The following is a 22,572-nucleotide window of genomic DNA, read 5'->3' as shown; positions in this document are numbered from 1 at the left end:
TAGTTGTCGACGGCCGCTGCTGGTTACCGGCGAGGCCACCGGCCCGCCGATCCATCGAGAAGTAGGTCACCATCCATGCTGGCGCCGCGGCCCGGCCGGAGCTGCACCGCGATGCGTCGCGTACCGTGAGGCCGGTGGCGGATGCGGTGGTACGCCTGGACGCGGTAACTGTTGTACGGGACGGCGCTTTGCTGCTTTCCGACATCCACTGGAGTGTCGCGGACGGTGAGCGTTGGGTCATTCTCGGGCCGAACGGTGCCGGGAAGACAACCCTGCTTCAGGTGGCGGCGGGCCGGGTTTTCCCTACGCGGGGAACGGTGGACCTACTCGGTGATCGGCTTGGCGAGCGGGATGTCTTCGATGTCCGCGGGCGGGTGGGCCTGACAAGCTCCGCCGTGGCCGACATCCTGCCCGCGAGCGAACGTGTTGTCGACGTGGTCATGACGGCGGCCTGGAACGTGGTCGGCCGCGCCGGGGAAAAGTACAGCGACGTTGACCTGAGGCGAGCGCGGGATCTGCTTGTCCAGGTCGGATGCAGAAATCTCGTCGAGCGGCGATACGGCACTTTGTCCGAAGGGGAGCGCAAACGCGTCCAGATCGCGCGTGCGCTGATGACGGACCCCGAGCTGCTGTTGCTGGATGAACCAGCGGCAGGGCTCGATCTGGGTGCCCGTGAGGCCCTGTTGAGACGCCTTACCCGGTTGGTCGCCGACCCGCTGTCGCCCGTGACGGTCATAGTCAGCCATCACGTCGAGGAAATTCCGCCGGGCATCACGCACGCCCTGCTGCTGCGCGCCGGCAGGGTGGTGGCGGCTGGGCCCGCCGGGGCGGTGCTGACCGGGCCGGAGCTGTCAGCGTGCTTTGGCATTCCCCTCGAGGTCGTGGCCGGTGGCGGTCGGTTTGCCGCGCGGATGACGCCTGTCTTCGACGCTCCGGCGCCTACCTCGACGTCCGCCTGAAGAGCGACCGGCAACAGGCCTGCCCGGCTCGCGCCGCCCAGGCCTGAGCGCGGCCGGCCTGCTATCGACCGTCCTGTCCACGGCCGCTCCCGTCCCGCCTGCCTACCGGGAACGGGCGTCGTCCAGTAGCGCCCACAGCCACCCTGGCCCGGCTGTGGCCGCGCCGATGGCCTTGACCCGGCCGCGAAGCTCCCGGTCGCCGGTGACGACGAGAACCGGACCAGCCTGTTGACGGACCTGGTCGACCACGGCGTCGTCCCCCGAGCCAGCCGCGTGGACAACCAGCAGCCGGGGGATGGCTGGGTCAGGACCCGCCGGAACCCCGTCGCGGGCCATGCCTTCGAGGACGAGGACGACCTGAGCGGGTGGATCGTGGCGGCGTGTCCCCGGGTGGTTCGTGGCGGGGCCGCCCGCCGCTTGCGATGCGGACGTGTGCGGGAGGAGCACTGACGGCCAGAGCTCGGATAGGCGTTGGTGGAGGCGTAACGCGGCGCCCGCGCGGTCGCGCCACCATCCGTCCGGGCGTGCTCCTATCACATTTGCGGCATCGACGATCCATGTCCGCTCATCCATCGTGCTCCTCGCTCTCGACGCTCTACCAGACCGTGAATCGGATGAGCGCATCAGCGGCCTGTTCGTGGTGTAAGACATTCGCCGGTGTGGATCCTTGATGGCGTTGCGTCGCGCTCACTCTGCCTTCCGGACCGTGACGTCCTTGTCTGCGCAGACCACCGGCGTTTCGGATCGGAAGTCGCGATTCGCCGACAACCCATGATCAAAATTTATCCTGACAGTGGCCTGCGCACCTTTGGGTTGACGTGACTCACGTCAACCCGAGGACTCTTGTGTGGTGTCGATGACGCCGCTGAGAGGATGTCTGTGGGCGATGCCAGTCGCGCGTGTCCGAACCAGCCGTTACAGTTCTTCCTGATGACGTGGTAATACTAGTCTCGAGAGTTCCTGGGTTCGCTGACCTGAAGGAGAGTGGCATGGCGCAGAAGACCATCGTGTCGTTGATTGACGATCTCGATGGACACGAGGCTGATGAGACTGTTCGGTTCGGACTGGACGGTGCTTCGTACGAGATCGATCTGTCCGAGAAGAACGCCACCAAGCTGCGTGAGTCGTTGGCTCCGTTCGTTGGGGCGGCACGCCGGTCTGGTGGTCGGGCAACTGCCGCTCGGCGTGGCCCGCGGGGCGCTTCTTCTCGCCGTACCGGGGGTACAGACCGTACCGCCGATATTCGCGAGTGGGCGCGCGCCAACGGTTACACGGTCAGTGACCGCGGCCGTATCGCTTCGAACATCGTCGAAGCGTACGACAAGGCTCACTGAGTGGCTCTCGGTCGCATTCGTCCAGCTAGCCAAAGGGTGCGTGATCATAGCTCTATTTCGCGCGGCCGGCGGCCGTAACGGACGCGGTGCGACCGAGCAGTGGCCCATGGAGCGGTGGGGTGCAGCCGCGGTGGTGCCGGCATACAGAGGTCAAACCTCTGGTTGGTACCACTTGCGTCCTATATGGGGGTATGTGGCAACCGCTGTTTCCTGGGCGACAGGTTGAGAAGCCGACATCCTGTCGCCCAGGTCATGTGTGGCTTAGGCGGTCTGATGCCTGGCCATCCAGTTTTCTACCGCTGTAGCGGTACGGGGAAGAGCCTCGGACAGGTTGCGACGGCCGTCGGCGGTGACGAGAATATCGTCCTCAATCCGGATCCCGATCCCGCGCAGCTCAGGGGGCACCGTAATGTCGTCGGGCTGGAAGTAGAGGCCTGGCTCGACGGTCAGCACCATACCGGTTACGAGCGGGCCGTCGCGGTAGGTCTCGTCACGGGCCTGCGCGCAGTCATGGACGTCGAGTCCCAACATATGTGACGTTGAGTGCAGGGTATATCTGCGGTGCAGGCCTGCCTTCGGGGCTTGTGGGTCTTCGGCCAGCGACTCTTCAACGCTGACCGGAAGCAGTCCCCAGTCGTGTAGCGCCTCGGCTATCACCCGCATTGCCATCCGGTGGGGGTCGCCGAACTTTGCGCCCGGTCGCACCGCGTCGATTCCTGCCTGTTGGGCCCGCTGGACCACGTCGTACACCTGACGCTGCACGTCGCTGAAATGTCCGTCCACCGGAAGCGTGCGGGTGATGTCGGCGGTGTAAAGCGAGCGGGACTCCACGCCCATGTCCAGCAGCGCGAGGTCGCCGCGCCGCACCGGTCCGTCGTCACGGACCCAGTGCAAGATGGTTGCGTGGTGGCCACAGGCCACAATCGATCCGTACCCGACATCGTTGCCGTCGACCCTGGCCCGCCGCCAGAACGTGCCTTCCAGCCACCGTTCGCCGTTGGGCAGTGTCGTCGCGTGGCCCATCTCACGTACGCATTCGCAAAAGCCGAGCACGGTCGCGGCGACCGCGTTCTCCAGCATCGAGATCTCGTGTTCGTCCTTGACCAGCCGGAGCTCGGAGAGGGCCTGCGCCAGTTCCAGGTCCCGGTCGGCCGGGCTGGACACGGCTGGCGTGGACCTGTTCGGCTCGCTGGGGGAGTAACGCAGGATCTGGCGGTCCACCGTGGCGTCCAGGCCCCGTACGACTCTGGTCCTCGCCGGGGACAGCCGCGCCAGCGCGTCCGTTAGCTCGCGCAGGGGCCGGCATTCGATCTCGATGGCGGCCGATCTCTCCCGTATGCCCGGCCGTGGGCCCACCCAGAGCTCGCCGTAACGCCGGTCGGCGTAGAAGGCCGGGGACGAGCGGTCCGACCGGTCCGCGACATACAGCACAGCTTCATGGTCGCCGGCCGAGCACGGCTGGAGAATCACGACCGCGTCGGGCTCATGACAGCCGGTCAGCCAGAAGAAGTCGCTTCCCGGCCGGAACGGGTAATCCGTGTCATTCGCTCGTACGCGGAGTCCACCGCTGGGTATCACCAGCGTTTCGGCTGGGAAACGTGCGCTCAGCAGAGCACGTCGCTTGGCTGTGTACGGCGCCGCTTCATCACGCGCTGGCGTGACCGTGGGTACGGGTGCCCATCCGCTGGCCATAAATCGACGGAAGGCGGCTGGCGCCTGCTGATCGTGGCTGGCCGTCCCGTCCGGATCGGCGCTGTCTGCCTCGGCCGTCGCCGGGGATGACGTGGCGGCTGACGCGCTGCCAGAAACAGCCGTATCGCCGGGGCGTGGGCTTTGGCCGTCCACGCTGGCTGGCAATGTGGATCTGTCCGGGGAAGGCGGGGTTCCGCCCGAGTGCGTACTCATAGTTCCAACGGTAGGCTGCGGCGCCCGAGGCGGGTAGCGTCGCAGGAGTGCCTGTGCCACCGGGTCCCATGGATGGTCTTCTTGTCGTCGATCTCACTCGGGTATTGGCCGGGCCGTTTGCCACGTTGATGCTTGCCGATCTCGGCGCCCGGGTCATCAAAGTGGAGCGGCCTGGCCACGGAGATGACTCCCGATCCTACGGTCCGTTCATGGACGATCGGTCGCTGTACTTCGCCCGGGTGAACCGTGGCAAACAGTCGGTCGCGCTCGATCTGAAGGATGCCGACGATCACGCGGCGTTACTATCCATCATCGACCGGGCTGATGTGCTGGTCGAGAACTTCCGGCCCGGCGTGATGGACCGCCTCGGTCTCGGCTGGGCCGCGTTGTCGCGGCGCAATCCTCGGTTGGTATATGTGAGCATCTCGGGCTTTGGGCAGACCGGGCCGTGGCGAAACCGCCCCGCCTACGACGCGGTCGTGCAGGCCGCCGCCGGCATTATGTCGATCACCGGTTCACCGGCCGGCGAACCGGTGAAGCCGGGGGTCCCGATCGCCGACCTCGCCGCCGGGCTGTACGCTTTCGGCGCCATCGGGGCGGCGTTGCACGGACGGAACACGACCGGCCGCGGCACCTATGTTGACATCGCTATGTTCGATGCCTCACTGTCGCTGCTCGAAGGTGCCGCGTTGTCCTATCTCGCTACCGGGACAACTCCACCACGCATAGGCAACGCACATTACTCGATCGCGCCGTTCGACACGTTTGCGTGCGCGGACCGCAGCATTGTGATCTGCGCCGCGAACGACGCCCTCTTCAGCCGGTTGTGCCAGGCGCTGGATCGCGCGGATCTCGCCGTCGATCGCCGCTTCGTCACCAACAGCGCACGGTTGTCGGCGCTGGACTCGTTCAAACGCGAAGCGGAAGACACCCTGCGTACCCGGCCCGCTGCCGAATGGCTCGCGATTCTGCACGAGGCGGGCATCCCGTGCGGCCCTATCAACGATGTCGCCGAAGCCGTCTCCTCGGACCAGGCCGATTTTCGGCACATGGTGGTGGAAGCCGGCGGCCTGCCGTTACCCGGCAATCCGGTGAAAATGCCCGAGTGGCCGGAGCCGTCGACCCGGCCCCCCGCTCCCACACTCGATGCGGACGGCCCGGCCATCCGGGCCGAATTCAGCCGTGACGGATGATCGCGGGTGTCGTGAGCATGACACCTGGGCCGGGGAACGATTCCGCGGCTGCGGAACGTCCACATGACTGGCGAAGGCGCCCCGGATGGTGGGGTGGGCGAGGGGGCGGGCTATGACGTGGCCTCCGGACGGGCAGGTCCAGCGCGCCGCGGGGTGGCCGGTTGGCGGTGGCGGGCGGCGGGCCGCGGGCGAGGAGGGTTCCGATGCCGCCCCGCCCACCCCGTCGCGGCCACCGGCGTCCATCCCGCGCCGGCTGGTCACCGCCGCGGCGGGACTGCTCTCGCTGTTGCTCCTGCTCATATCCGGCGGCGGCTGGCTGGCGTTGCGGTACTACGACGGCAAGGTGACCCATGTCCCGTTGGTCTTCCCCGCCGCCGACCGGCGGCCGGCCGGCGCGGGTGGGGAAACCCAGAACATCCTCTTGGTGGGCTCGGACAGCCGCGCCGGGACAGCCGGTGAGTTCGGCGAGGTCGAGGGCCAGCGTTCGGATACGACGATCCTGGCTCATCTGGACGCCAACGGTTCCACCACGCTCGCCTCGTTCCCGCGGGACCTGTGGGTGACGATCCCCGCCTATACCGATACCGCCGGGCACAAACACACCGCGGGCAGGTCGAAGCTCAATGCCGCATTCGCCCTGGGCGGACCATCCCTGCTGATACGCACCATCGAGGAACTGACGAAAATACGTATAGATCATTATCTTCAGATCGACTTCGTCGGTTTCCAGCGGATGACCGACGCGCTCGGCGGGGTGACCGTGTGCGTACGGCCGCTGCCCAACGGGAGCAGGACCAATCTTGACGACAAGATGTCGGGGTGGCACGGCCACGTGGGCGACAACACGCTCGACGGCGAGCAGGCGCTGGCCTTCGTCCGGCAGCGCTATGGCCTGCCCGAAGCGGACCTCGACCGGATCCGCCGCCAGCAGCAGTTCATTGGAGTGATCTTCCGAGCGGCAACGTCGACCAGCACACTGGCCAACCCGGTCAGGCTGGCCTCGCTGATGGACGCGGTCACCTCGTCCATCAGCGTCGGCGACGACACATCGCTGGCGGACCTGGCGCCGCTCGCGGTCCGGCTGCGCGGCGTCGGTACCGGCGGCGTCCGCCTGGCGACCGTCCCAGCGTCACCCGGCCAGATCGGTGGGCAGTCGGTACTGCTCACCGATCCCGGCAAACTCGCGTCGTTCGTGGCCGGTCTCAGCGGCGGCCAGCCGTCGGCATCCGCGCACGCGACCGTGTCAGGCGCGGGCGTGGCGCCGGTGAGCATGGGCGCCGCGCCCGATACGGCAGCGGTCGTCCTGGCGGCCGCGACGATCCGGGCCGCGGCAACGCCCACGGCCGCCCCCAGAGCATCGGGTACCGCCGCACCCGCGGCGGTACCACCGGCTGGCTCGTGTACCTACTGAACGCGGGCGCGTCGCCGGGAGCACCGCCGGAGGCGGGAACGTGGCGTGGGGGCATCCGCGGCATCGGGCGCTGGCAGCTGCGATTCGGCGGGCACCAGCACGGATTTGGTCACCCCGTCGATGGCGGCGTTGAGCTCGGCGCCGAGCAGAACCGCGAGCGCGGTGATATAGAAGAAAAGAAGCGCCGCGACGGGTGCGGCTACCGAGCCGTAGATCAGTTCATGGCCGAACACGGTCTCCAGGTAGAGCCGCAGCAGGTAGCTGCCGACGTTCCAGACCACCATGGCCAGCAGCGCCCCGGGCACCGCGCGCCGCCACGGCCGTCGGGACGGCAGCGCCAAGTGGTATAGGGACGTGAGCATCGCCAGCGAGAATATGGCGACGACAGGCCAGAACAGGACCTTCAGCAGCCATCCCACGGAGTGGTGGTGTTCCGCGTTGAGAATGCGGGAGATCAGGCCCGGCCCGAGGACGAGCGCGGGGAGGAGGATCACCCCGCTGATGACCTGCGCAAGGTAGAGGCGCAGCGCCAGCAGCCGGCTACGTACCGCTGAGCGTAGCTCGCGCTGTCCGTAAGCGATCGTGATGGTGTTGACGTAGGTGGCCATTGCGGACGATCCGGTCCACAGCGACAGCAGGAAACCGATGGAGATCACGTCCGGGCGCCCGTGCGTCAGGATCTCGTTGATGGTCGGGCGCACCACGTCGTCGACGACCGCAGGTGTCAGCAGGTCGTTCGCCGCGCTGAGCACGCTCTGCCGAACACTGTCGACGGCGTCGGCGCCAAGTACGTCCCCGATATAGCCGATCGTGCCGAGGATGGCCAGCAGCAGGGGGGGAAGGGACAGCAGCTGCCAGAAACCCGCCTCGGCCGCGAGACCGAGCACACGGTCGCGCCAGGCTCCCGCGACGGTCTGGTGGGCGAGTGTGAGAACACGCATGGACACCGGTTCGCGCGAGGCAGCCACTTTCGGCGTCTGGGCCGATGCTGACGGGTGGCTCAGCGAATGAGGAGGAGCCGGGTCAGCCGACGCGAACGGCGACGCATCAGCCACTGGGTCGGGTACCCGTGGCACCGCGGGCAACATTCGATCCGCCATCGGCACGCGCACCACGGTACGGCTCCAGGATGAGAGACACGCTCAGACCCGGCTGAAAGTGGCGACTTCGACCTTCTGATCGTGGCTCACCAATTCGGAGTTCCTGCCGGATCGGCGAAGCCGATCTGGCAGGCGGGGCCGAATACACAATATGGGGGAAGGTGGTTCAGGGCGAAATGGTCAGCTTGTCGGTTTCATCATGGTATTCGGCAGCCACGGCTCGCAGCTTCGAGTCGTGGGACTTGGCGTGGTGCCGGCAGAACAGCAGTTCGCCGCCACCGGGAAGCACGACCCGCACATACGCCTGCGCGCCGCACCGGTCGCACCGGTCGAGGTTGGTCAGCGTCGGTTTGGTAGTGGTTCCAGTCACACCATCTTCAACAGTCTTCGTCGGGATTTGGTTCCACGCCGCCGGTGTGACGGTTCCCTCACAGACCAACCCGGCGACCTGGCCGCCGGAGCCGCGGAACAGAGCCATGACCGCGTGCCCACGGGGGTGCCGCCGCTACGGGCGCCGGGCACCGAAGACGATATCGTCCCAGGCCGGGACGGACTTACGGCCCCGGCGACCGCCGGCACCTCGCTCGGCCGCCCGAGCGGGCGTACCCTGGCGCCCGCGTGGTGGTTGTCCCGTGTCGTCAGGTTCGGGCCCAGGCGCCGGTTCCGGCGCGGACGGTGGCTGCGGGGAAGCGCCGGAGGCCAGCGGCACGGCGGTGACCGGTGGGACGGCGGTGACCGGTGGGACGGCAACCGCCAGTTCGGGTTCGGTGACTGCCGCCGCCGTAGGCGTGGGTGCGGGAGTGGGTGCAGCCGCAGCCGCCGGGAGCGCTGGTACACCTGGTGCGGCCGGCGCCGGCCGGACGTCACGCACCTCCATGCCCCGTACGTCCACCACGGGCACCACGGGTTCCGGTGGCTGTGGCTGCGCTGATCTGACCGGCGCGGCCGGGGGAGCGGGAACCCGCGTGGGTGCTTCACCCCGGGCTGCGGGCCGGGAGACTCCGTGTGTCCGCCCCCGTGCCGAGGCCGGCTGGACCGGCGTGGGCGGCGTTACCACGACCGGCGGGTGTGCGCCCGGTGCGGCCGGCGTGGCGGCCGGCTCCTGCACCAGCGTCAACGCGGGACCGGGCGGACGGGCAGGGCCGGCCTGCACGGGCAGTGGCGCGGGTGCCGGCTGCGCCGTGGGGTCGACCGCTACCTCAGGGGTCACCAGCGCTCGGGCGGCATCGTCGTGCGGACGAACACGGCGCACAACCGGGTCCCAGGTCCAGCGTGCGCACCGGCTCTCCGAGGTCAGCTGTACCAGCCAGATCCCGTCCACCCGGCGCCAGGCATCCCACTGCGCGCCGCCGGGGTCGTCCTGTGCGGCCATCAGCCGGGCGTCCACCACCTCGCCCAGCGGCCGGCCGGGGGCACCGCCGGGGTCCTTGGGCAGTAGCGCCGCCCGCGCTTCCTGTACCACCCGGGCCCGCTCGGCCAGGACCGGGCCCTCATAGCGTTCGACCCGCTCGACCGGTATGCCCGCTACCCGCGCGACCTCGGCGGTCGTCTCACCAGCGCGTAGGCGCGCCTGGATCTCCCGTGGGCTCAGGGCGCTTTCCTGGCGAACCTCGCTGCGCCGTGCCCCGCGCAGCACCGTCCGGAGCCGGTCGTCGACCGGTACCCGGAACTTCTCCGGATCAGGTCCGCCGGCGGTCTCGGCGAGCACGAGGTAGCCGCCGTCCTCGCTGAGCGCGACCGCTCGCAGCTCACGCATGGCGCCTCCTCATCGGCGTCGTCCGAGCCAGCCCTGGAACGTTTGGTGACGGTGAGTATCCGGACTGTCGAACCCGCCGTTCATGCCTACCCCACAGCTTGCCATCGGCACATCCACGATGTCTCACCCCGGGATGCCGACACGCTTTGTCGGCATCCCGTCGACACGGGCGCCCGGTCCGCCGACAGCGGCGCGTCGGCCGTTCGGCGGGTTGGCCAGCTGCCTCATGGTCAGGGACGGCGGCCTCCGGGTGGGCGGGTGGCGGGCGGCCGTCGGCGCGGCGTTCGCACCGCCGCTTTGGGACGGGTCTGGTCACCGGCCGCGAACAGCGCGGCCCCGACGATCCCGGCGTCGTTCTGCAGCTGGGCGGGGAGCACCTTGGTGCGGACATCGAGACGGTCGAGAAAGCGATCAGCTTTTCGGCTCGCGCCGCCGCCGATGATGATGAGATCGGGCCACAGCAGCGCTTCCAGCGCGTTCAGATAGCGGCTGACCCGCTTCGCCCATTTTTCCCAGGAAAGATCTTCGCGTTCCCGGGCCGCCTCGGAGGCTCGGGCCTCCGCTTCGTGCCCGCCGATCTCAAGATGACCGAACTCGGTGTTCGGGAGGAGCTGGCCGTGCAGGAACAGCGCCGTGCCGATACCGGTGCCGAACGTCGTCATGAGTACGACACCACCGACGTCACGGCCGGCACCGAAGGTCATTTCGGCGATTCCGGCGGCGTCAGCGTCGTTAATCACCGTGGCGCCGCCTGGCAGGACCGTTCGCAGGGTCGCGGCCAGGTCGGTATCCACCCAGCTCGGGTCGACGTTGGCCGCCGTCCTCACGACACCGTCTTTGAGCACGGCGGGAAAGGTGGCCCCGACCGGGCCCGTCCAGCCGAAATGGGCCACGACGTCGGCGACGGTCCTGGCTATGGCGGGTGGCCGCGATGGCTGCGGCGTCGGGATCCGGACACGGGGCGCGGTGAGCTTGCCCTCGTCAATGTCGACGGGTGCACCCTTGATGCCGGTACCGCCGATGTCGACACCGAAGACCTGCATTTCGCCTGTGCCCTCCTGTTGCCGCCGACCCACACCGGGCCTACCCGGGCACAGCGCCTCCCACGCGGCGCGCGGCACCGCGGGCCTGCCCGGTCAGCCCGCGCCCACTCCACCATAGATCGGCACGCCTCGCCGGCCCATCTGAGTGTGACACCGGTATCCCGGCCCGATCCCCTCGCGTCACGCCGGATACGCCGCTCTAGGCTGAGACGGTGGCGTTACGGGATTCCTTCGGGCGGGTCGCCACCGATCTGCGGGTTTCACTGACCGACCGCTGCAACCTGCGGTGTACCTACTGCATGCCCGCTGACGGCCTGGCCTGGCTGCCGAGGGCGGAGATGCTGACCGACGCCGAGGTTGTCCGGCTCGCGCGGATAGCAGTCACCCGGCTCGGGGTGACCGAGATCAGGCTGACCGGCGGTGAGCCGACGGTTCGGCCGGGTCTGGTCGACCTCGTCGCCCAGCTGGCGATGTTGCGTCCTCGCGTCCAGCTGTCCATGACCACCAACGGCACGTCGCTGGCCCGTTTTGCCGCCGCGCTGCGCGTGGCCGGCCTGGACCGGGTGAACGTTTCGTTGGACACGTTACGCGCTGACCGTTATCTGGCGATGACACATCGGGATCGGCTCGCGGATGCGTGCGCGGGCCTGGCCGCCGCGGCCACGGCAGGGCTGGCACCGGTGAAGGTCAACGCGGTGCTCCTGCGGGGCGTCAACGATGACGAGGCACCATCCCTGCTGCGATGGTGCCTGGAGCGGGGCTACGCCCTGCGCTTCATCGAGCAGATGCCGCTCGACCCCCAGCACAGCTGGGATCGTGACGTGATGGTCACCGGAGCGGAGATCCTCGCCAGGCTCCGGTCCGAGTTCACCGTCACCGCGCTGCCCGGTCGCGGTAGCGCGCCGGCCGAGTTGTTCGCCGTGGACGGCGGGCCCGGAACGGTCGGGGTGATCGGCTCGGTGACCGCGCCGTTCTGCGCCGCCTGCGACCGGGTCCGTCTCACCGCTGACGGGCAGATCCGTTCCTGCCTGTTCGCTGGCACGGAGACCAATCTGCGCACGCCGATGCGGGCCGGGGCCGACGACGCGCACCTTGCGCGCCTGTGGGCCGCGGCGGTCCGAGGCAAGCGCGCCGGGCACGGTGTCAACGGCCCGGACTTTGCGCAGCCGTCGCGACCGATGTCGGCGATCGGCGGATGAGCTGGGACGCGGTGGTGCTTGCCGGCGGGTCGGCCCGCCGCCTCGGCGGCGCGGACAAGCCGCTGTCGACCGTCGGTGGCCGGACCTTGCTTGATCGTGTTCTCGCGGCGGTGGCCGCCGCGCGCGAGGTGATCGTGGTCGGGCCGGTGCGTCCGGTCCCGCTGGCACGCCCGGTGGCCTGGACCTGTGAGCGACCGCCTGGCGGGGGGCCGGTCGCCGCTCTTGCCGCCGGGCTGGAGCTGGTGAGCGCACCGCTGGTCGCCGTGCTTGCGGCCGATCTCCCGTTTCTCACCGCGGGAACGGTCGCCGCGCTCGTGCGGGCCGTGGGCGGTGCTGACCGGGAGACCACCGGAGCTGGCCAGACCGGTGCTGCTCCGCCGTGGGGCGCGCTCCTGATTGATCCGGCCGGTCGGCGCCAGTACCTGACCGGAGTATGGCGCGCATCCGCGCTGCGGGCGCGGCTCCCCACCGCGCCTGCCGGGGTGGCGCTGCGGTCGGTGCTGGCCGGCCCGCGGGTGGTGGCGGTACCCGCCGATGAGCGCACCACGCTGGACTGCGACGAGCCGGCGGATCTCGAGCGGGCACGCCGGTGGGCGAGGACGGCTCGGTGAGCGCTCTTGATGACTGGGTGGCCGCGGCGGCCGGCGCGCTTGGCCTCGACCCCACTCAGCTTGACGTCCCCGGTGTGCTCGATCTCGCGCGTGATGTCGCGCACGGCGTCGCCCGCCCCGCCGCTCCGGTCACCGCGTTTCTCATCGGTCTCGCGGCGGGGCGGGACGGTGGTGACGCGGACGCGGTCCGCCACGCCACCGCGGAGATCCTCGCCCTCCTCACGGCCCGGGAAAACGGTGATCAGGGCAGCGCTGGGTAGGGCTTGCCGAAACGTAAGAGCGCCCGGCAACAGGGGTGTGGATCAAGGAGCGGGGCTGGGGTGCGTGCATCGCGAGGCGGCGGAGGCGGATGAGAAGAGCTGGCATCAGCGGTCAGCGTACCCAGGCAGGGCCGTCATCCAGGAGCACCCGCATGTCGATCGCCATCGTGTGGGTGGCGAGCGGATCATCCAGCCCGGCTTCGTCCAGGGACGACCAGGAGAGCACGTCGTCTCCGGCCGTTGCCCGGCTGCCGTCGGGCGACGCGGGGCGACGCGGGCCGGCTGACCGCCCGCGAGGCAGCGCCAGGGTGATGGCCGCGGTGTCGGGGTAGCTGTCGGGACCGTCCAGGCCGGGAACACCATCGGCTGCTCCGTGCCCGCGGGGATCGCCCGTGCCCGCGGGCCGGGCTCGGCCGCCGGCGGTGACGACGGACTGGTCCAGGCCGGCGAGCCCGACAATCACCACGAGCGCTGGTGCGGCGAATATGGCGGGCCGCCAGGTGGTCAACGCGACCAGAGCGAAGACCATCACGATGCTGACGGCCCTGATCGCGTTGTGCTGCGCGGGCGGTAATGCTGGAACCTTGCGACCGTGTCGATAATGTCCCACGCAACCAAGTGTGCCTTAGAGCGCCCGAGGATAGGACTGTCCGGCTCGCGGCTCGCGGCTCCCCGCATCCCGCCCGGCCGCGTTGTCGTCGGTCGGCGCCCAGCACCAGGGCGCCTTCCTCCTCCGCCTTGCCGGATCGGGCGCGGATGAGCCGCTCGCTGATCGAACGCCCTATCCTCGGGCGCTCTTAGTGGTTGAGCCTGGAAGTCCTTCGGGGGTTGTCGGATGCCAGGTGGATGCGTCGCGAGGCGGTGTTCTACCGGGGCCGACGACAACGTGGCGAGGTGCGTGCTTCAGCCCCGCGACGCCGTGCCCCCTTGGTTAGCTGCCGGCACTGGGTATACCGGCGTCGGCGCGGCCTCGGACGCCGCGCTGGACACCCGGTGGCGCGCACACCAGACGTCCCGGGAGATCGACGTGGTCGCCGGTTGTTCGTCGGCGAGCAGTACCCAGAGCAACCGGGCGCGGGCTTCGGCGCTGCTCTCGATCGCGCGCGCGACAACGGCGTACTCTTCGGTGCCGCTGGCGGCGACCAGCCGTTCGGCATCCTGCCAGGCGCGTTCCCGCCATGCCACCAGCATTCCCATCAGATCCTCCCGGCCGAGACCATAGTCGTTTGTCTCGTCATCCAGGTGCGGGTCGAAACGGGCTGCCTCCTCCGCCAGCAACGGATCCAGCACGCTCGCCAGGATCGCGTTGATGCGGTCGTGGTCGTCCTTGTGGCTGAGCCCACCGGGGCCGACCAGACCCAGTTCGGCGAGAACGAACGGCAGATCGCGGGTGATGTGGGCGTTCATGCCGAGCAGCAGGTCGCCAGCGGCTGAGAGCGTCGTTGTGGCGGCCGCGCTGAACGCCACCCGCCAGGCTGGCGGCACGTCCGTGGGACGGTCCGCCGACCACTGGCCAGACGCCTGGAAGCGGTCGAAGGCCCGGAAGTAGTACGCGGCGAACAATGCGTCCTCGGCGTTGACCCACTCGGGATCCGCGAAGGAGCCCACCTGCGAGGCAGTGTCGCGAAATGCCTCAGTCGTGCGCAGGTAGGCGAGGGAGAAGACCGCGCGGTGGTCGCAGTAGTCCGCTAGTGGCCTGAGGCGGTTACGCATAGTTGTCACTGTTTCCTGTACGCATGCTGGCGAGCCGGTTACGCAAGGTGGGGGAAATCGATGCCCCGCAGGCTCGGCGGCGGCTCGATCAGGCATCCCGGCCAGCGGCGAGGCAACTATCAGTAGTGTTATGACTGCGCTTCGTAGCCATCCCATGGGATGGCATGGTAGCCAGGCCATAACTTAAAGCATTTACAGCTGGATGAAGAGTCGTGATAATGCTGCGCTATGTCCCTCCAAGGTCACAATCCGGATGCGGCGACGCTGCCGCTCTGTGCGGGGCGCCAGGATGTCGTCGGCGGACCGGCCAGGTCACGACACAGCAACAGTCGCTACGGCCGGGATGTGCGCGAACCGCCTGTTGCCCAACGTGGCAACGCCACGCCTGACGGGCTGATGCCCGTCGCGATGGATGGTTCCGGCCGGGGTGTCCTCGACAGCCTCACCGAGGTCGTCTTCCAGACCGACGCCGAGGGGCGCTGGACATATCTCAACCAGGCATGGACGACGGTGACCGGTTTCGATGTCATCGCGTCGCTGGGGAGCCACTTCCTCGACTACGTCCACCCGGATGAATACGATCAGACGGTCGCGCTGTTCATGGCGGTGGTGGCCGGCGGCTTCGATCATTGCCGGCATGTGGCCCGCTACCGGACCAGCGACGGTACGTACCGGCGTGTCGAGATCCGTGCCAACGTGCTGCGAACGCCGGACGGTGAGGTTTCAGGCAATTCGGGGACGATTATTGATGTGACCCGTGGCCGGCTCGGAGCTGAGACGGTCGGTGAGCATATGGCGCTGTTGGAGCTTGTTTCCGGGGGCGTGCCAGCGGACGAGCTTCCGGTCGGTGTCGCGGTCTACGACCGCACGCTGGGTCTGCGCCGGACATCGCGGGTCGTTGACCGCCTGCTCGGCGAGCGGCTGCGAGCCGGCGAGCCCCTGGACAGGCTGGGATCCCTGCTGCGTCCGCGCGGGGAGGGAGCCGCACTGGACGGCGAGTGGGGGCTGGTGGCCACCGCGGCGCGGACCGGCCGTCCGCAGCACGGTGATGTCAACCTCGCCAGCCGGGCCGACCCCGATCCCGGCGGGCCCGGCGGGGAGCGGGCGCTGCGGGTCTCGGTCATCCCGAACGTGGAAGGGCGCCAAGAGCTGATCGCATTCGTGTTGCAGGATGTCACGGATCTGCGGCGGGCGGAACGGCTGCAAGCGGCCGTCGCTCAGCTCGGTCAGCGTGCCCTGGGCGGGATGACCGTCCCAGGCCTGCTCGCGGAGGCCGTCCAGCTGGTCCGCGTCACCCTGGACCTGCCCGAGTGCGCGGTGCTGGAGCCGATGGAGCAGGCGGACCGGGCGGACCCGATCGCCGCGGTCATCGCGACCGCGCTGGCGTCGGATCGCCCCACGGTCGTCAGGCACGGGACGGCTCCCCTCGGGGTCGCCGCCCGTATCGGCACGGCCGGCCGTGGGCACGCCGTGCTGGTGGCGCACGGGCCGTACCCGCGGGCCTTCGCCGCTGACGAGGCGGACTTCGTCCAGTCGGTCGCCAACGTGCTGGCTGCCGCGATCGAACGGGATGGCGCTGAGCGTGAGATCCGCCACCAGGCTCTGCACGACCCGCTGACCGGTCTGGCCAACAGGGTCTTCCTGCATAAGCAGATCTCAGAGGCGTTGCGGGCGACCGAGATCGACGGCGTCGCGCTGGCTCTGCTGTTGATGGATCTTGACCGGTTCAAGGAGATCAACGACACGCTGGGACACAGTGCCGGCGACGACGTGCTCCGTGAGGTGGCGGCTCGGCTGCGGCGAGCCACCGGGCCGGCCACGACGGTCGCCCGCCTCGGCGGGGACGAGTTCGCGATCCTGCTGCCGTCGGCGCCGCGGGGAGCCGCTGACGCCCTGGCGGTCGCGAGCCGGGTGCGTGCCGCGCTGGCCGAGCGTATCGATGTCGGCGCTCTCCCGCTCAGCGTGGACGGAAGTATCGGGATCGCGCTCGCTCCCGCTGACGGGCGTGATCCAGGAACGTTGGTGCGGTGCGCTGATGTGGCTATGTACCGGGCCAAGCAGCTGTCGGTCGGGGTGGCTGTCTACGCCCCCGACACCGACCAGAACCGCCGTGAGCGCCTCGAGCTGCTCGGTGGTCTGCGCTCGGCGATCGCGGGCGGCCAGCTGGTCCTGCATTACCAGCCCAAGGTCGATCTGCGCACCGGGCGGACCACGGCGGTCGAGGCACTGGTTCGCTGGCAGCATCCGACGCACGGCCTGGTCGAGCCGGGCCGTTTCGTTCCGTTCGCCGAGCAGAGCAACCTGGTCAGGCCGTTGACCCGTCGAGTTCTGATGCTCGCGCTGGACCAGGCTCGATCATGGTGGGACGCGGGTCGGCTGCTGCCCGTGGCGGTGAACGTCTCAGCACGGATGTTGCACGACGCGGAGCTGCTCTCGACCGTACAGGCGGAACTGGAGCGGACCGGTATGCCACCGCAGGCGCTCGAACTCGAGCTCACCGAGAGCGCCGTGATGGTGAACACCCGCAACGCGATGACCGTTATCACCCAGTTGGGGCGCGCCGGGATCCGGATCTCCGTGGATGATTTCGGGACCGGATACTCCTCTCTCGCCTATCTGCGCGATCTCCCGGTGCACGACCTGAAAATCGATAAATCATTCGTGCTGAACGTGGCGCGTCACCCCAAGGATTTCTCGATCGTGCGGTCGATCATTGATCTTGCTCACAACCTCGATCTTCGGGTGGTTGCCGAGGGCATCGAGTCGGACGAGGTCTGCACGTTGCTTCGTGACCTCGGCTGTGACGAGGGACAGGGTTTCTTCCTCGGGTATCCTGTGCCACCCGCGGATCTTGCCGCTTAGCGGACGCAGCCGGCAGGCCTCGGCGAACTTCCAGCCCCGCTCCTTGATCCACGCCCCTATTGCCGACCACTTAGGTCGGGCCGGACACTGCTGGGCTCGTTCGGGCTGACCGTCGGCGGCTGGCACGGCATGATGGTTGAGGCGATCACCTACGGCGATGCTACTGGATTGTACCGGGTGGACTTTTTTGGATGATCTATCGGATCTCGGCTGGTCGGGACCGTGAAGCCCATTGCATGCACACGGTTTTCTCGGAGAAGGTGCCACGCAGGGGGGCTGTGCTGCACCATAGGCACAGCCTCACCAGATTCTGGAGGTTGGCCGTGAGCGGGAGAACCAGCACGCTACGGGGACGCGTCGCGTTGGTTGTGCCGGCGCTCCTCGCCGCTGTCGTTCTTCTTGCCGGCTGTGGCTCGGCTCGTTACCAGTATGTGACGAACAAGGACGCCGGTACGTTTCTCAAGATCCCGAGTGCGTGGCAGCATCAGCTGATGCCCGGGCCCGCCTTCATCGGGATCGACACCCGAAACGTCAGTCCGGAGGCCGCGCGCACGTTGGCCACCCGTGAGTGGGTTGTGGGGATTGACGCCGCGCCGAAGTTCGACGACAGGAACCTGCTGCTTCCAGACGCGGCCGACCCCAAGGGATTCGTGCAGGTCCGCCAGCTGCTGCCGGAAGAGGCGGCCACGTTGTCCACCAATGACCTGCGCAACCAGCTCGTCTCCATCGACCAGGAGATCCAGGCGCAGGAGGAGGCGGTCCGGCAGAACCCCGAGCGTGCCCGGCTTGAGCCCGAATTCCTCCTGCTGGCCGAGGATCTCGTCCACCGGGAGGGCGGCGTCCACGGTCTTCATCTGGTGTACCAGCTCCATCTGGGCACCGGGCTCGTCACCGTCGACCAGACGAGCCTGCTGGACCGTGATCAGACCAGGTTGTACCAGCTTGTGTTCGCCTGCTCGTCCTGGTGCTATGACCGGCATCGGGTCGAGATCCAGAAGGTTCAGACATCGTTCACGATCAAGCCGATCACCTGAGGTAACGAACATGAATCAGGCCCCGCCGGCGCAGCCGTCCTCGATCGGCCCCGTCGTGCCCCCGCAACCTGAGCCGGCACCGCCGGTGCGCAAGCCTCTGGTGTTCTGGGACAGAATGAAGTTTCTCGTCCTGTTCGGCGCGTTGTTCGTGTTCGTGGTGGCCGCGGCTACGGCGGACAATCCGATCATGGGCTGGTCCGACGCCGTGCGTGAGCAGGTGTCGTCGAGCTGGTGGCTGTTGGCGCTGATCGCAATTGAGGTTGTCCGCCAGATCCACATGTTGATCGGCGAGCGGTCGTCGGAGTATTACGTCTTCTGGACCGACAGGGTCTTCGGCCGCTTCGAGCGCCGCCTGCTCCAGCTCAACGACTGGAACCGCTACCGCATCGGCCGTGCTCTGAAGTGGGTGGCGACGGCCGCGGTCTTCGCGTTTGTCTACGCCCGGATCAAGCACGACTCCGTGTTCAACGCGGTCATTGGGCTGCCCGGCGATATCTGGCGGGCGGCCCCGTTCGTGGTACAGATCATGTTTATCATGTTTATCACCATCGGGCAGTTTGCGCTGTTGTTCTGGTTCCTCTCCCGCGGTGGTGTGGATGTGTACTTCCCCGAGGACATCAAGACCCGGTTCACCGACGTGTGGGGCCAGGACCACGTTCTGTCCCGGGTCAAGGAAGCGGTCTTCTACCTGGAGAAACCGCAGGAGATCGAAAGCCGGGGCGGGTACGTGCCCGGGGGCATCCTGCTGTGGGGCCCGCCCGGCACCGGGAAGACACTGATCGCGGAGGCGGTCGCCGGTGAGACCGGGAAACCCTATGTCTTTGTCGACCCGGGCGCCTTCCAGGCCATGTTCTTCGGCGTCGGTGTGATGAAGGTGAAGAGCCTTTTCCGCAAGCTGCGCAAACTCTCCCTGCGGTATGGCGGTGTGATTGTTTTCTTTGACGAAGCCGATACTCTGGGCAATCGTGGTCAGCTCGCCGGTGGTGACTTCGGGCGGTCGACGCCGTCCGGTCACGCTGGCGGCAGCCGGACCGGCCTGATCTGCTCCGACGGCTTCTGCAACGGGATGACCTACGCGAGCAACTCGGCGCGCCGGCAACTGGCTGAAGCCCGGTTCGTGGTTCCCGGTGGCGGCGGCGGTGGTCAGTCCAGTTTCGACGGAACGCTGCAGGCGCTGCTCACCGAGATATCGGGTCTGAAGAAGCCGCGTGGCTTCCTCAACCGGGTCGTGCGGCGTGCTCTGGGCATGCGCCCGAAGCCACCACCGAAGTACCGGATCATGGTCATGATGGCGACGAACATGCCGCAGTCACTGGACGAGGCGCTGTTGCGCCCCGGCCGGATCGACCGCATCTACAAGGTGGGCTACCCGAGCAAGGAGGGCCGGGTACGGACCTTCAACGGCTATCTGGCGAAGGTCACCCACGAGGTGACGCCCGATCAGGTCGAGCGGCTTGCCGTGATGAGCCCCTACGCCACCGGCGCGAGTATCAAGGACATGGTCAACGAGGCCCTCATCCAGGCCATCAAGGCCGGTCGTGAGGTAGTCACCTGGCCTGATCTGCTGCGTGCCAAGTCAATCAAGGAACACGGCCTGCCCGACGACCACGAGTACGTGGAGCGGGAGCGCCACAGCATCGCCCTGCACGAGGCATGTCATGCGGTGGTCATGTACCGGTTGCAGAAGCACATGGTCATCGACATGGCGAGCATCGAGCGCCGCGGGGACACCGGTGGGTTCGTGGCTCCGGTGCCGTTGGAGGACCGGTTCGTCGACTGGCGGTCCGAGGTCGAGATCGATGTGATGACCTTCCTGGCCTCCATCGTGGGTGAGCGGATGTTCTTCGACGGTGACCATACCCAGGGAGTCGGCGGTGACCTGCATGCCGCCACCGAACTTGTCGCCCGCAGCATCGGCAGGCACGCGATGGGCAGCACGCTGATGTCCCGCCCGGCGCTGGCCTCGGGTCTCGACGGCAATCCGGCGCACACCGCTGGCAGCCCGGGGTACCTCGGTGGCGGGTTCGCCGATGAGGTCGAGGCCAAACTCCAGGAGCTGTATCAACGGACCGAGGTCATACTGTCGGACAACCGCCGGGAGGTTCTCGCGGTGACCCACGCGCTGGAGACGAACAAGACCATTACCGGCGAGGACGTCGAAGCGATCATGAAGGGCACGCTCGGTCCCACGCTGGACGGTCGCCGCTATCACGAGCCCGACTTTCTCGACCTGGCGGAGGAATATCACCTCAGTGCCGTCCAGGCACACCGGGGCCACCCGACCGAGCAGCTGCGGCTACCCGATCTCAGCAAGGCCGCGGCCTCGGCCGGTCCGGACTGACCTGACCAGACCGGACCGATCGGATCTGACCGGCACGAGCAGCTTGCCGCGCGCCATACTCACTCACGCCGGGGGCGCGGCAGCCGCGCCGTCGTCCCGGCTCTGATACCTGGACGACGGCGATACCTGGACGACGGCGCGGAATCGATCACGAGACCTATAGATCACGGGAGTTAGAGCGCCCGAGGATAGGGCGTTCGATCGGTGAGCGGCTCATCCGCGCCCGATCCGGCAAGGCGGCGGAGGAAGGCGCCTTGGTGCTGGGCGCCGGCTGACGACAACGCGGCCGGGCGGGATGCGGGGAGCCGCGAGCCGGACCAGTCCTATCCTCGGGCGCTCTTACAGGGGGATGTTGCCGTGGGAGCCACGGCCGGCGGGTGCCCCGGCAAGGGTGCTGGCGATGACCGTGCGGGTGGCGGCGGGTGTCACCACGGCGTCCACCACTCCCAGCTCCACGGCTCGGTCGATCCCGCCGACTAGGCGCGCATGTTCGGCGGTGAGTTCGGCAAGCACGGTTGAGCGGCGCTGCGCCGGGACCTCCGCCAGCGTGCGGCGGTGCAGGATTCCCACGGCGGCCTCGGCTCCCATCACCGCGACCTCCGCCGTTGGCCATGCGTACACGGCTGTTGCGCCCAGGCAGCTGGCGTTCATCGCGATGTAGGCGCCGCCGTATGCCTTGCGGGTGACGACGGTGACGCGGGGCACAGTGCACTCGGAGAACGCATAGAGCAGTTTCGCGCCGCGCCGGACCACACCTTCCCATTCCTGGCCGACGCCTGGGAGGTAACCCGGCACATCGACCAGGACAATCAGCGGTACTCCGAAGGAGTCGCACATCCGTACGAAACGGGACGCCTTTTCGGCGGACGCCACGTCGAGGCAGCCGCCACGGCGCAGCGGGTTGTTCGCGACCACGCCGACCGTGCGGCCACCGAGCCGGCCGAGCGCGGTGACGATGTTCGGTGCCCACTTCGGGTGGAGTTCGAGCACCTCGCCGTCAAGGACGCCCGCGACCAGCGGGCGCACATCGTATGCGCGGCGGGGTGACTCCGGCAGCAGGCTGCCGAGGTCGCGGTCCCGCACCGGTCCGATTTCGCCCTGATCGGCAAGGAGCGCGCACAGCCGCCGGGTGCGTTCGACGGCGGCCTCGTCGGAGTCACAGGTGATCGCGACCACGCCGCTGCGGCGTGCGTGTACGTCGGCTCCGCCCAGGCTGTCGGCGGTGCAGTCCTCGCCGGTCACGGTGCGTACGACATCCGGGCCGGTAACGAAGATTTTGGCATCCGGGCCCATGAGGACGATGTCGGTCAGCGCGGGGCCGTACGCCGCGCCACCCGCGGCGGCACCCAGCACCAGGGACAGCTGTGGGATCCGCCCGGATGCTCGCACGGTTGCCGCGAACACGCGGCCGACGCCGTCAAGAGACGCCACACCCTCCTGGAGCCGAGCGCCTCCGGAATGCCAGATTCCCACCACCGGGGCGTCGATGCGCACCGCGGACTCGATGGCGTGGACGATCCGCGCACAGCCGTCACGGCCCATCGCTCCGCCCTGAATGGTCGCGTCCGTGGCGAAGGCGACGACCGGACTGCCATCAACGGTGCCTTTTCCAGCCAGCACCCCGGAGCTGTCCGCCGTGCTGAAGGGCTCGAATGAATCAGGATCGAAGAACTGGGTCAGCCGGGCTGACGGAACGCGCGGGTCAATGCGTTCGAGCGTAGAGAGACTCATTTTTTGTCTCCTTGAGATCATAGTGTCTCGGGCGGCGCGAAGGAGACGACTTCCCGCTGGTCATGTCGCGATCCGCGGGGTCCTGTAAGGTCATGCCGCCGCTGACCGGTTTGAGGCCAC

General features: G+C 68.3%; 19 protein-coding genes. 10 read left to right on the top strand and 9 right to left on the bottom strand.

Annotated features, from left to right (window positions below):
• Positions 1 to 134 precede the first annotated feature (134 nt).
• Positions 135 to 959: an ABC transporter ATP-binding protein gene (locus MJ797_RS09105; RefSeq protein ID WP_239308846.1), complete on the top strand. Its 825-nt coding sequence runs from the start codon at positions 135 to 137 to the stop codon at positions 957 to 959.
• A 102-nt stretch (positions 960 to 1,061) separates the two neighbouring features.
• Here the strand turns inward: MJ797_RS09105 and MJ797_RS09100 are convergent, their stop codons facing one another.
• Positions 1,062 to 1,532, bottom strand: coding sequence for a hypothetical protein (locus MJ797_RS09100; RefSeq protein WP_239308845.1), 471 nt, complete (start codon positions 1,530 to 1,532; stop codon positions 1,062 to 1,064).
• A 416-nt stretch (positions 1,533 to 1,948) separates the two neighbouring features.
• On the opposite strand from MJ797_RS09100, the gene MJ797_RS09095 reads away from it, so the two are divergent.
• Complete coding sequence (locus MJ797_RS09095) at positions 1,949 to 2,293, top strand: Lsr2 family protein (protein ID WP_239308844.1); 345 nt, start codon at positions 1,949 to 1,951, stop codon at positions 2,291 to 2,293.
• Between the two features lie 261 nt (positions 2,294 to 2,554).
• On the opposite strand, the gene MJ797_RS09090 is transcribed toward MJ797_RS09095, so the two are convergent.
• The gene (locus tag MJ797_RS09090; protein ID WP_239333658.1) at positions 2,555 to 4,198 is read right to left on the bottom strand and encodes an aminopeptidase P family protein; all 1,644 of its coding nucleotides are present in this window, start codon (positions 4,196 to 4,198) and stop codon (positions 2,555 to 2,557) included.
• 68 nt (positions 4,199 to 4,266) lie between these two features.
• On the opposite strand from MJ797_RS09090, the gene MJ797_RS09085 reads away from it, so the two are divergent.
• Positions 4,267 to 5,391, top strand: coding sequence for a CaiB/BaiF CoA transferase family protein (locus MJ797_RS09085; protein WP_374581822.1), 1,125 nt, complete (start codon positions 4,267 to 4,269; stop codon positions 5,389 to 5,391).
• 112 nt (positions 5,392 to 5,503) lie between these two features.
• A complete protein-coding gene (locus tag MJ797_RS09080) occupies positions 5,504 to 6,802 on the top strand; it encodes an LCP family protein (protein WP_239333654.1) in 1,299 nt (432 codons plus the stop codon).
• Here MJ797_RS09080 and MJ797_RS09075 read toward each other — a convergent pair.
• The 4 genes from MJ797_RS09075 to ppgK form a co-directional block, all read right to left on the bottom strand.
• Positions 6,796 to 7,743 (bottom strand): YihY/virulence factor BrkB family protein, encoded by a 948-nt coding sequence (locus MJ797_RS09075; protein WP_239333652.1) that lies wholly within the window; start codon positions 7,741 to 7,743, stop codon positions 6,796 to 6,798. The two genes, MJ797_RS09080 and MJ797_RS09075, sit on opposite strands and share 7 nt — an antisense overlap.
• Before the next feature lie 325 nt (positions 7,744 to 8,068).
• Positions 8,069 to 8,272, bottom strand: coding sequence for a hypothetical protein (locus tag MJ797_RS09070; protein ID WP_131768226.1), 204 nt, complete (start codon positions 8,270 to 8,272; stop codon positions 8,069 to 8,071).
• 135 nt (positions 8,273 to 8,407) lie between these two features.
• On the bottom strand, positions 8,408 to 9,658 hold the full coding sequence (sepH, locus tag MJ797_RS09065; RefSeq protein ID WP_239333651.1) for a septation protein SepH: 1,251 nt from the start codon (positions 9,656 to 9,658) through the stop codon (positions 8,408 to 8,410).
• A gap of 230 nt (positions 9,659 to 9,888) precedes the next feature.
• Entirely contained in the window at positions 9,889 to 10,701 is an 813-nt protein-coding gene (ppgK, locus tag MJ797_RS09060; protein ID WP_239333650.1) for a polyphosphate--glucose phosphotransferase, read from the bottom strand.
• Between the two features lie 212 nt (positions 10,702 to 10,913).
• On the opposite strand from ppgK, the gene moaA reads away from it, so the two are divergent.
• The 3 genes from moaA to MJ797_RS09045 are packed head-to-tail and all read left to right on the top strand — an operon-like array spanning position 10,914 to position 12,771.
• Positions 10,914 to 11,900: a GTP 3',8-cyclase MoaA gene (gene moaA, locus MJ797_RS09055; RefSeq protein ID WP_239333649.1), complete on the top strand. Its 987-nt coding sequence runs from the start codon at positions 10,914 to 10,916 to the stop codon at positions 11,898 to 11,900.
• Positions 11,897 to 12,511 (top strand): molybdenum cofactor guanylyltransferase, encoded by a 615-nt coding sequence (locus tag MJ797_RS09050; RefSeq protein WP_239333647.1) that lies wholly within the window; start codon positions 11,897 to 11,899, stop codon positions 12,509 to 12,511. The genes moaA and MJ797_RS09050 overlap by 4 nt, the downstream gene beginning before the upstream one ends.
• The gene (locus MJ797_RS09045) at positions 12,508 to 12,771 is read left to right on the top strand and encodes a DUF6457 domain-containing protein (protein WP_239333645.1); all 264 of its coding nucleotides are present in this window, start codon (positions 12,508 to 12,510) and stop codon (positions 12,769 to 12,771) included. The genes MJ797_RS09050 and MJ797_RS09045 overlap by 4 nt, the downstream gene beginning before the upstream one ends.
• A 112-nt stretch (positions 12,772 to 12,883) precedes the next feature.
• Here MJ797_RS09045 and MJ797_RS09040 read toward each other — a convergent pair whose 3' ends face one another.
• Together MJ797_RS09040 and MJ797_RS09035 are read right to left on the bottom strand one after the other, a co-directional pair.
• Entirely contained in the window at positions 12,884 to 13,300 is a 417-nt protein-coding gene (locus MJ797_RS09040; protein ID WP_239333643.1) for a hypothetical protein, read from the bottom strand.
• Positions 13,301 to 13,674: 374 nt separating this feature from the next.
• Positions 13,675 to 14,580 carry a DUF5995 family protein gene (locus MJ797_RS09035; RefSeq protein WP_255738621.1) on the bottom strand — a complete coding sequence of 302 codons (906 nt, stop codon included), beginning with the start codon at positions 14,578 to 14,580 and terminating at the stop codon, positions 13,675 to 13,677.
• Between the two features lie 132 nt (positions 14,581 to 14,712).
• Between MJ797_RS09035 and MJ797_RS09030 the strand changes: the two genes are divergently transcribed.
• From MJ797_RS09030 to MJ797_RS09020, 3 genes are all read left to right on the top strand, one after another.
• Positions 14,713 to 17,346, top strand: a complete 2,634-nt coding sequence (locus tag MJ797_RS09030; protein WP_239333639.1) for an EAL domain-containing protein — start codon at positions 14,713 to 14,715, stop codon at positions 17,344 to 17,346.
• A gap of 323 nt (positions 17,347 to 17,669) precedes the next feature.
• Complete coding sequence (locus tag MJ797_RS09025; RefSeq protein ID WP_239310042.1) at positions 17,670 to 18,380, top strand: hypothetical protein; 711 nt, start codon at positions 17,670 to 17,672, stop codon at positions 18,378 to 18,380.
• 10 nt (positions 18,381 to 18,390) lie between these two features.
• On the top strand, positions 18,391 to 20,721 hold the full coding sequence (locus MJ797_RS09020; RefSeq protein WP_374581798.1) for an AAA family ATPase: 2,331 nt from the start codon (positions 18,391 to 18,393) through the stop codon (positions 20,719 to 20,721).
• Positions 20,722 to 21,060: 339 nt separating this feature from the next.
• Here MJ797_RS09020 and MJ797_RS09015 read toward each other — a convergent pair whose 3' ends face one another.
• Positions 21,061 to 22,452, bottom strand: a complete 1,392-nt coding sequence (locus MJ797_RS09015; protein WP_239333637.1) for an acyl-CoA carboxylase subunit beta — start codon at positions 22,450 to 22,452, stop codon at positions 21,061 to 21,063.
• Between the last annotated feature and the right edge of the window lie 120 nt (positions 22,453 to 22,572).

Source organism: Protofrankia sp. CiP3, from assembly GCF_917627345.1.
In the GTDB taxonomy this organism is placed as follows: Bacteria; Actinomycetota; Actinomycetes; order Frankiales; family Frankiaceae; genus Protofrankia.
This window is presented reverse-complemented; position numbering and strand designations above follow the sequence as displayed.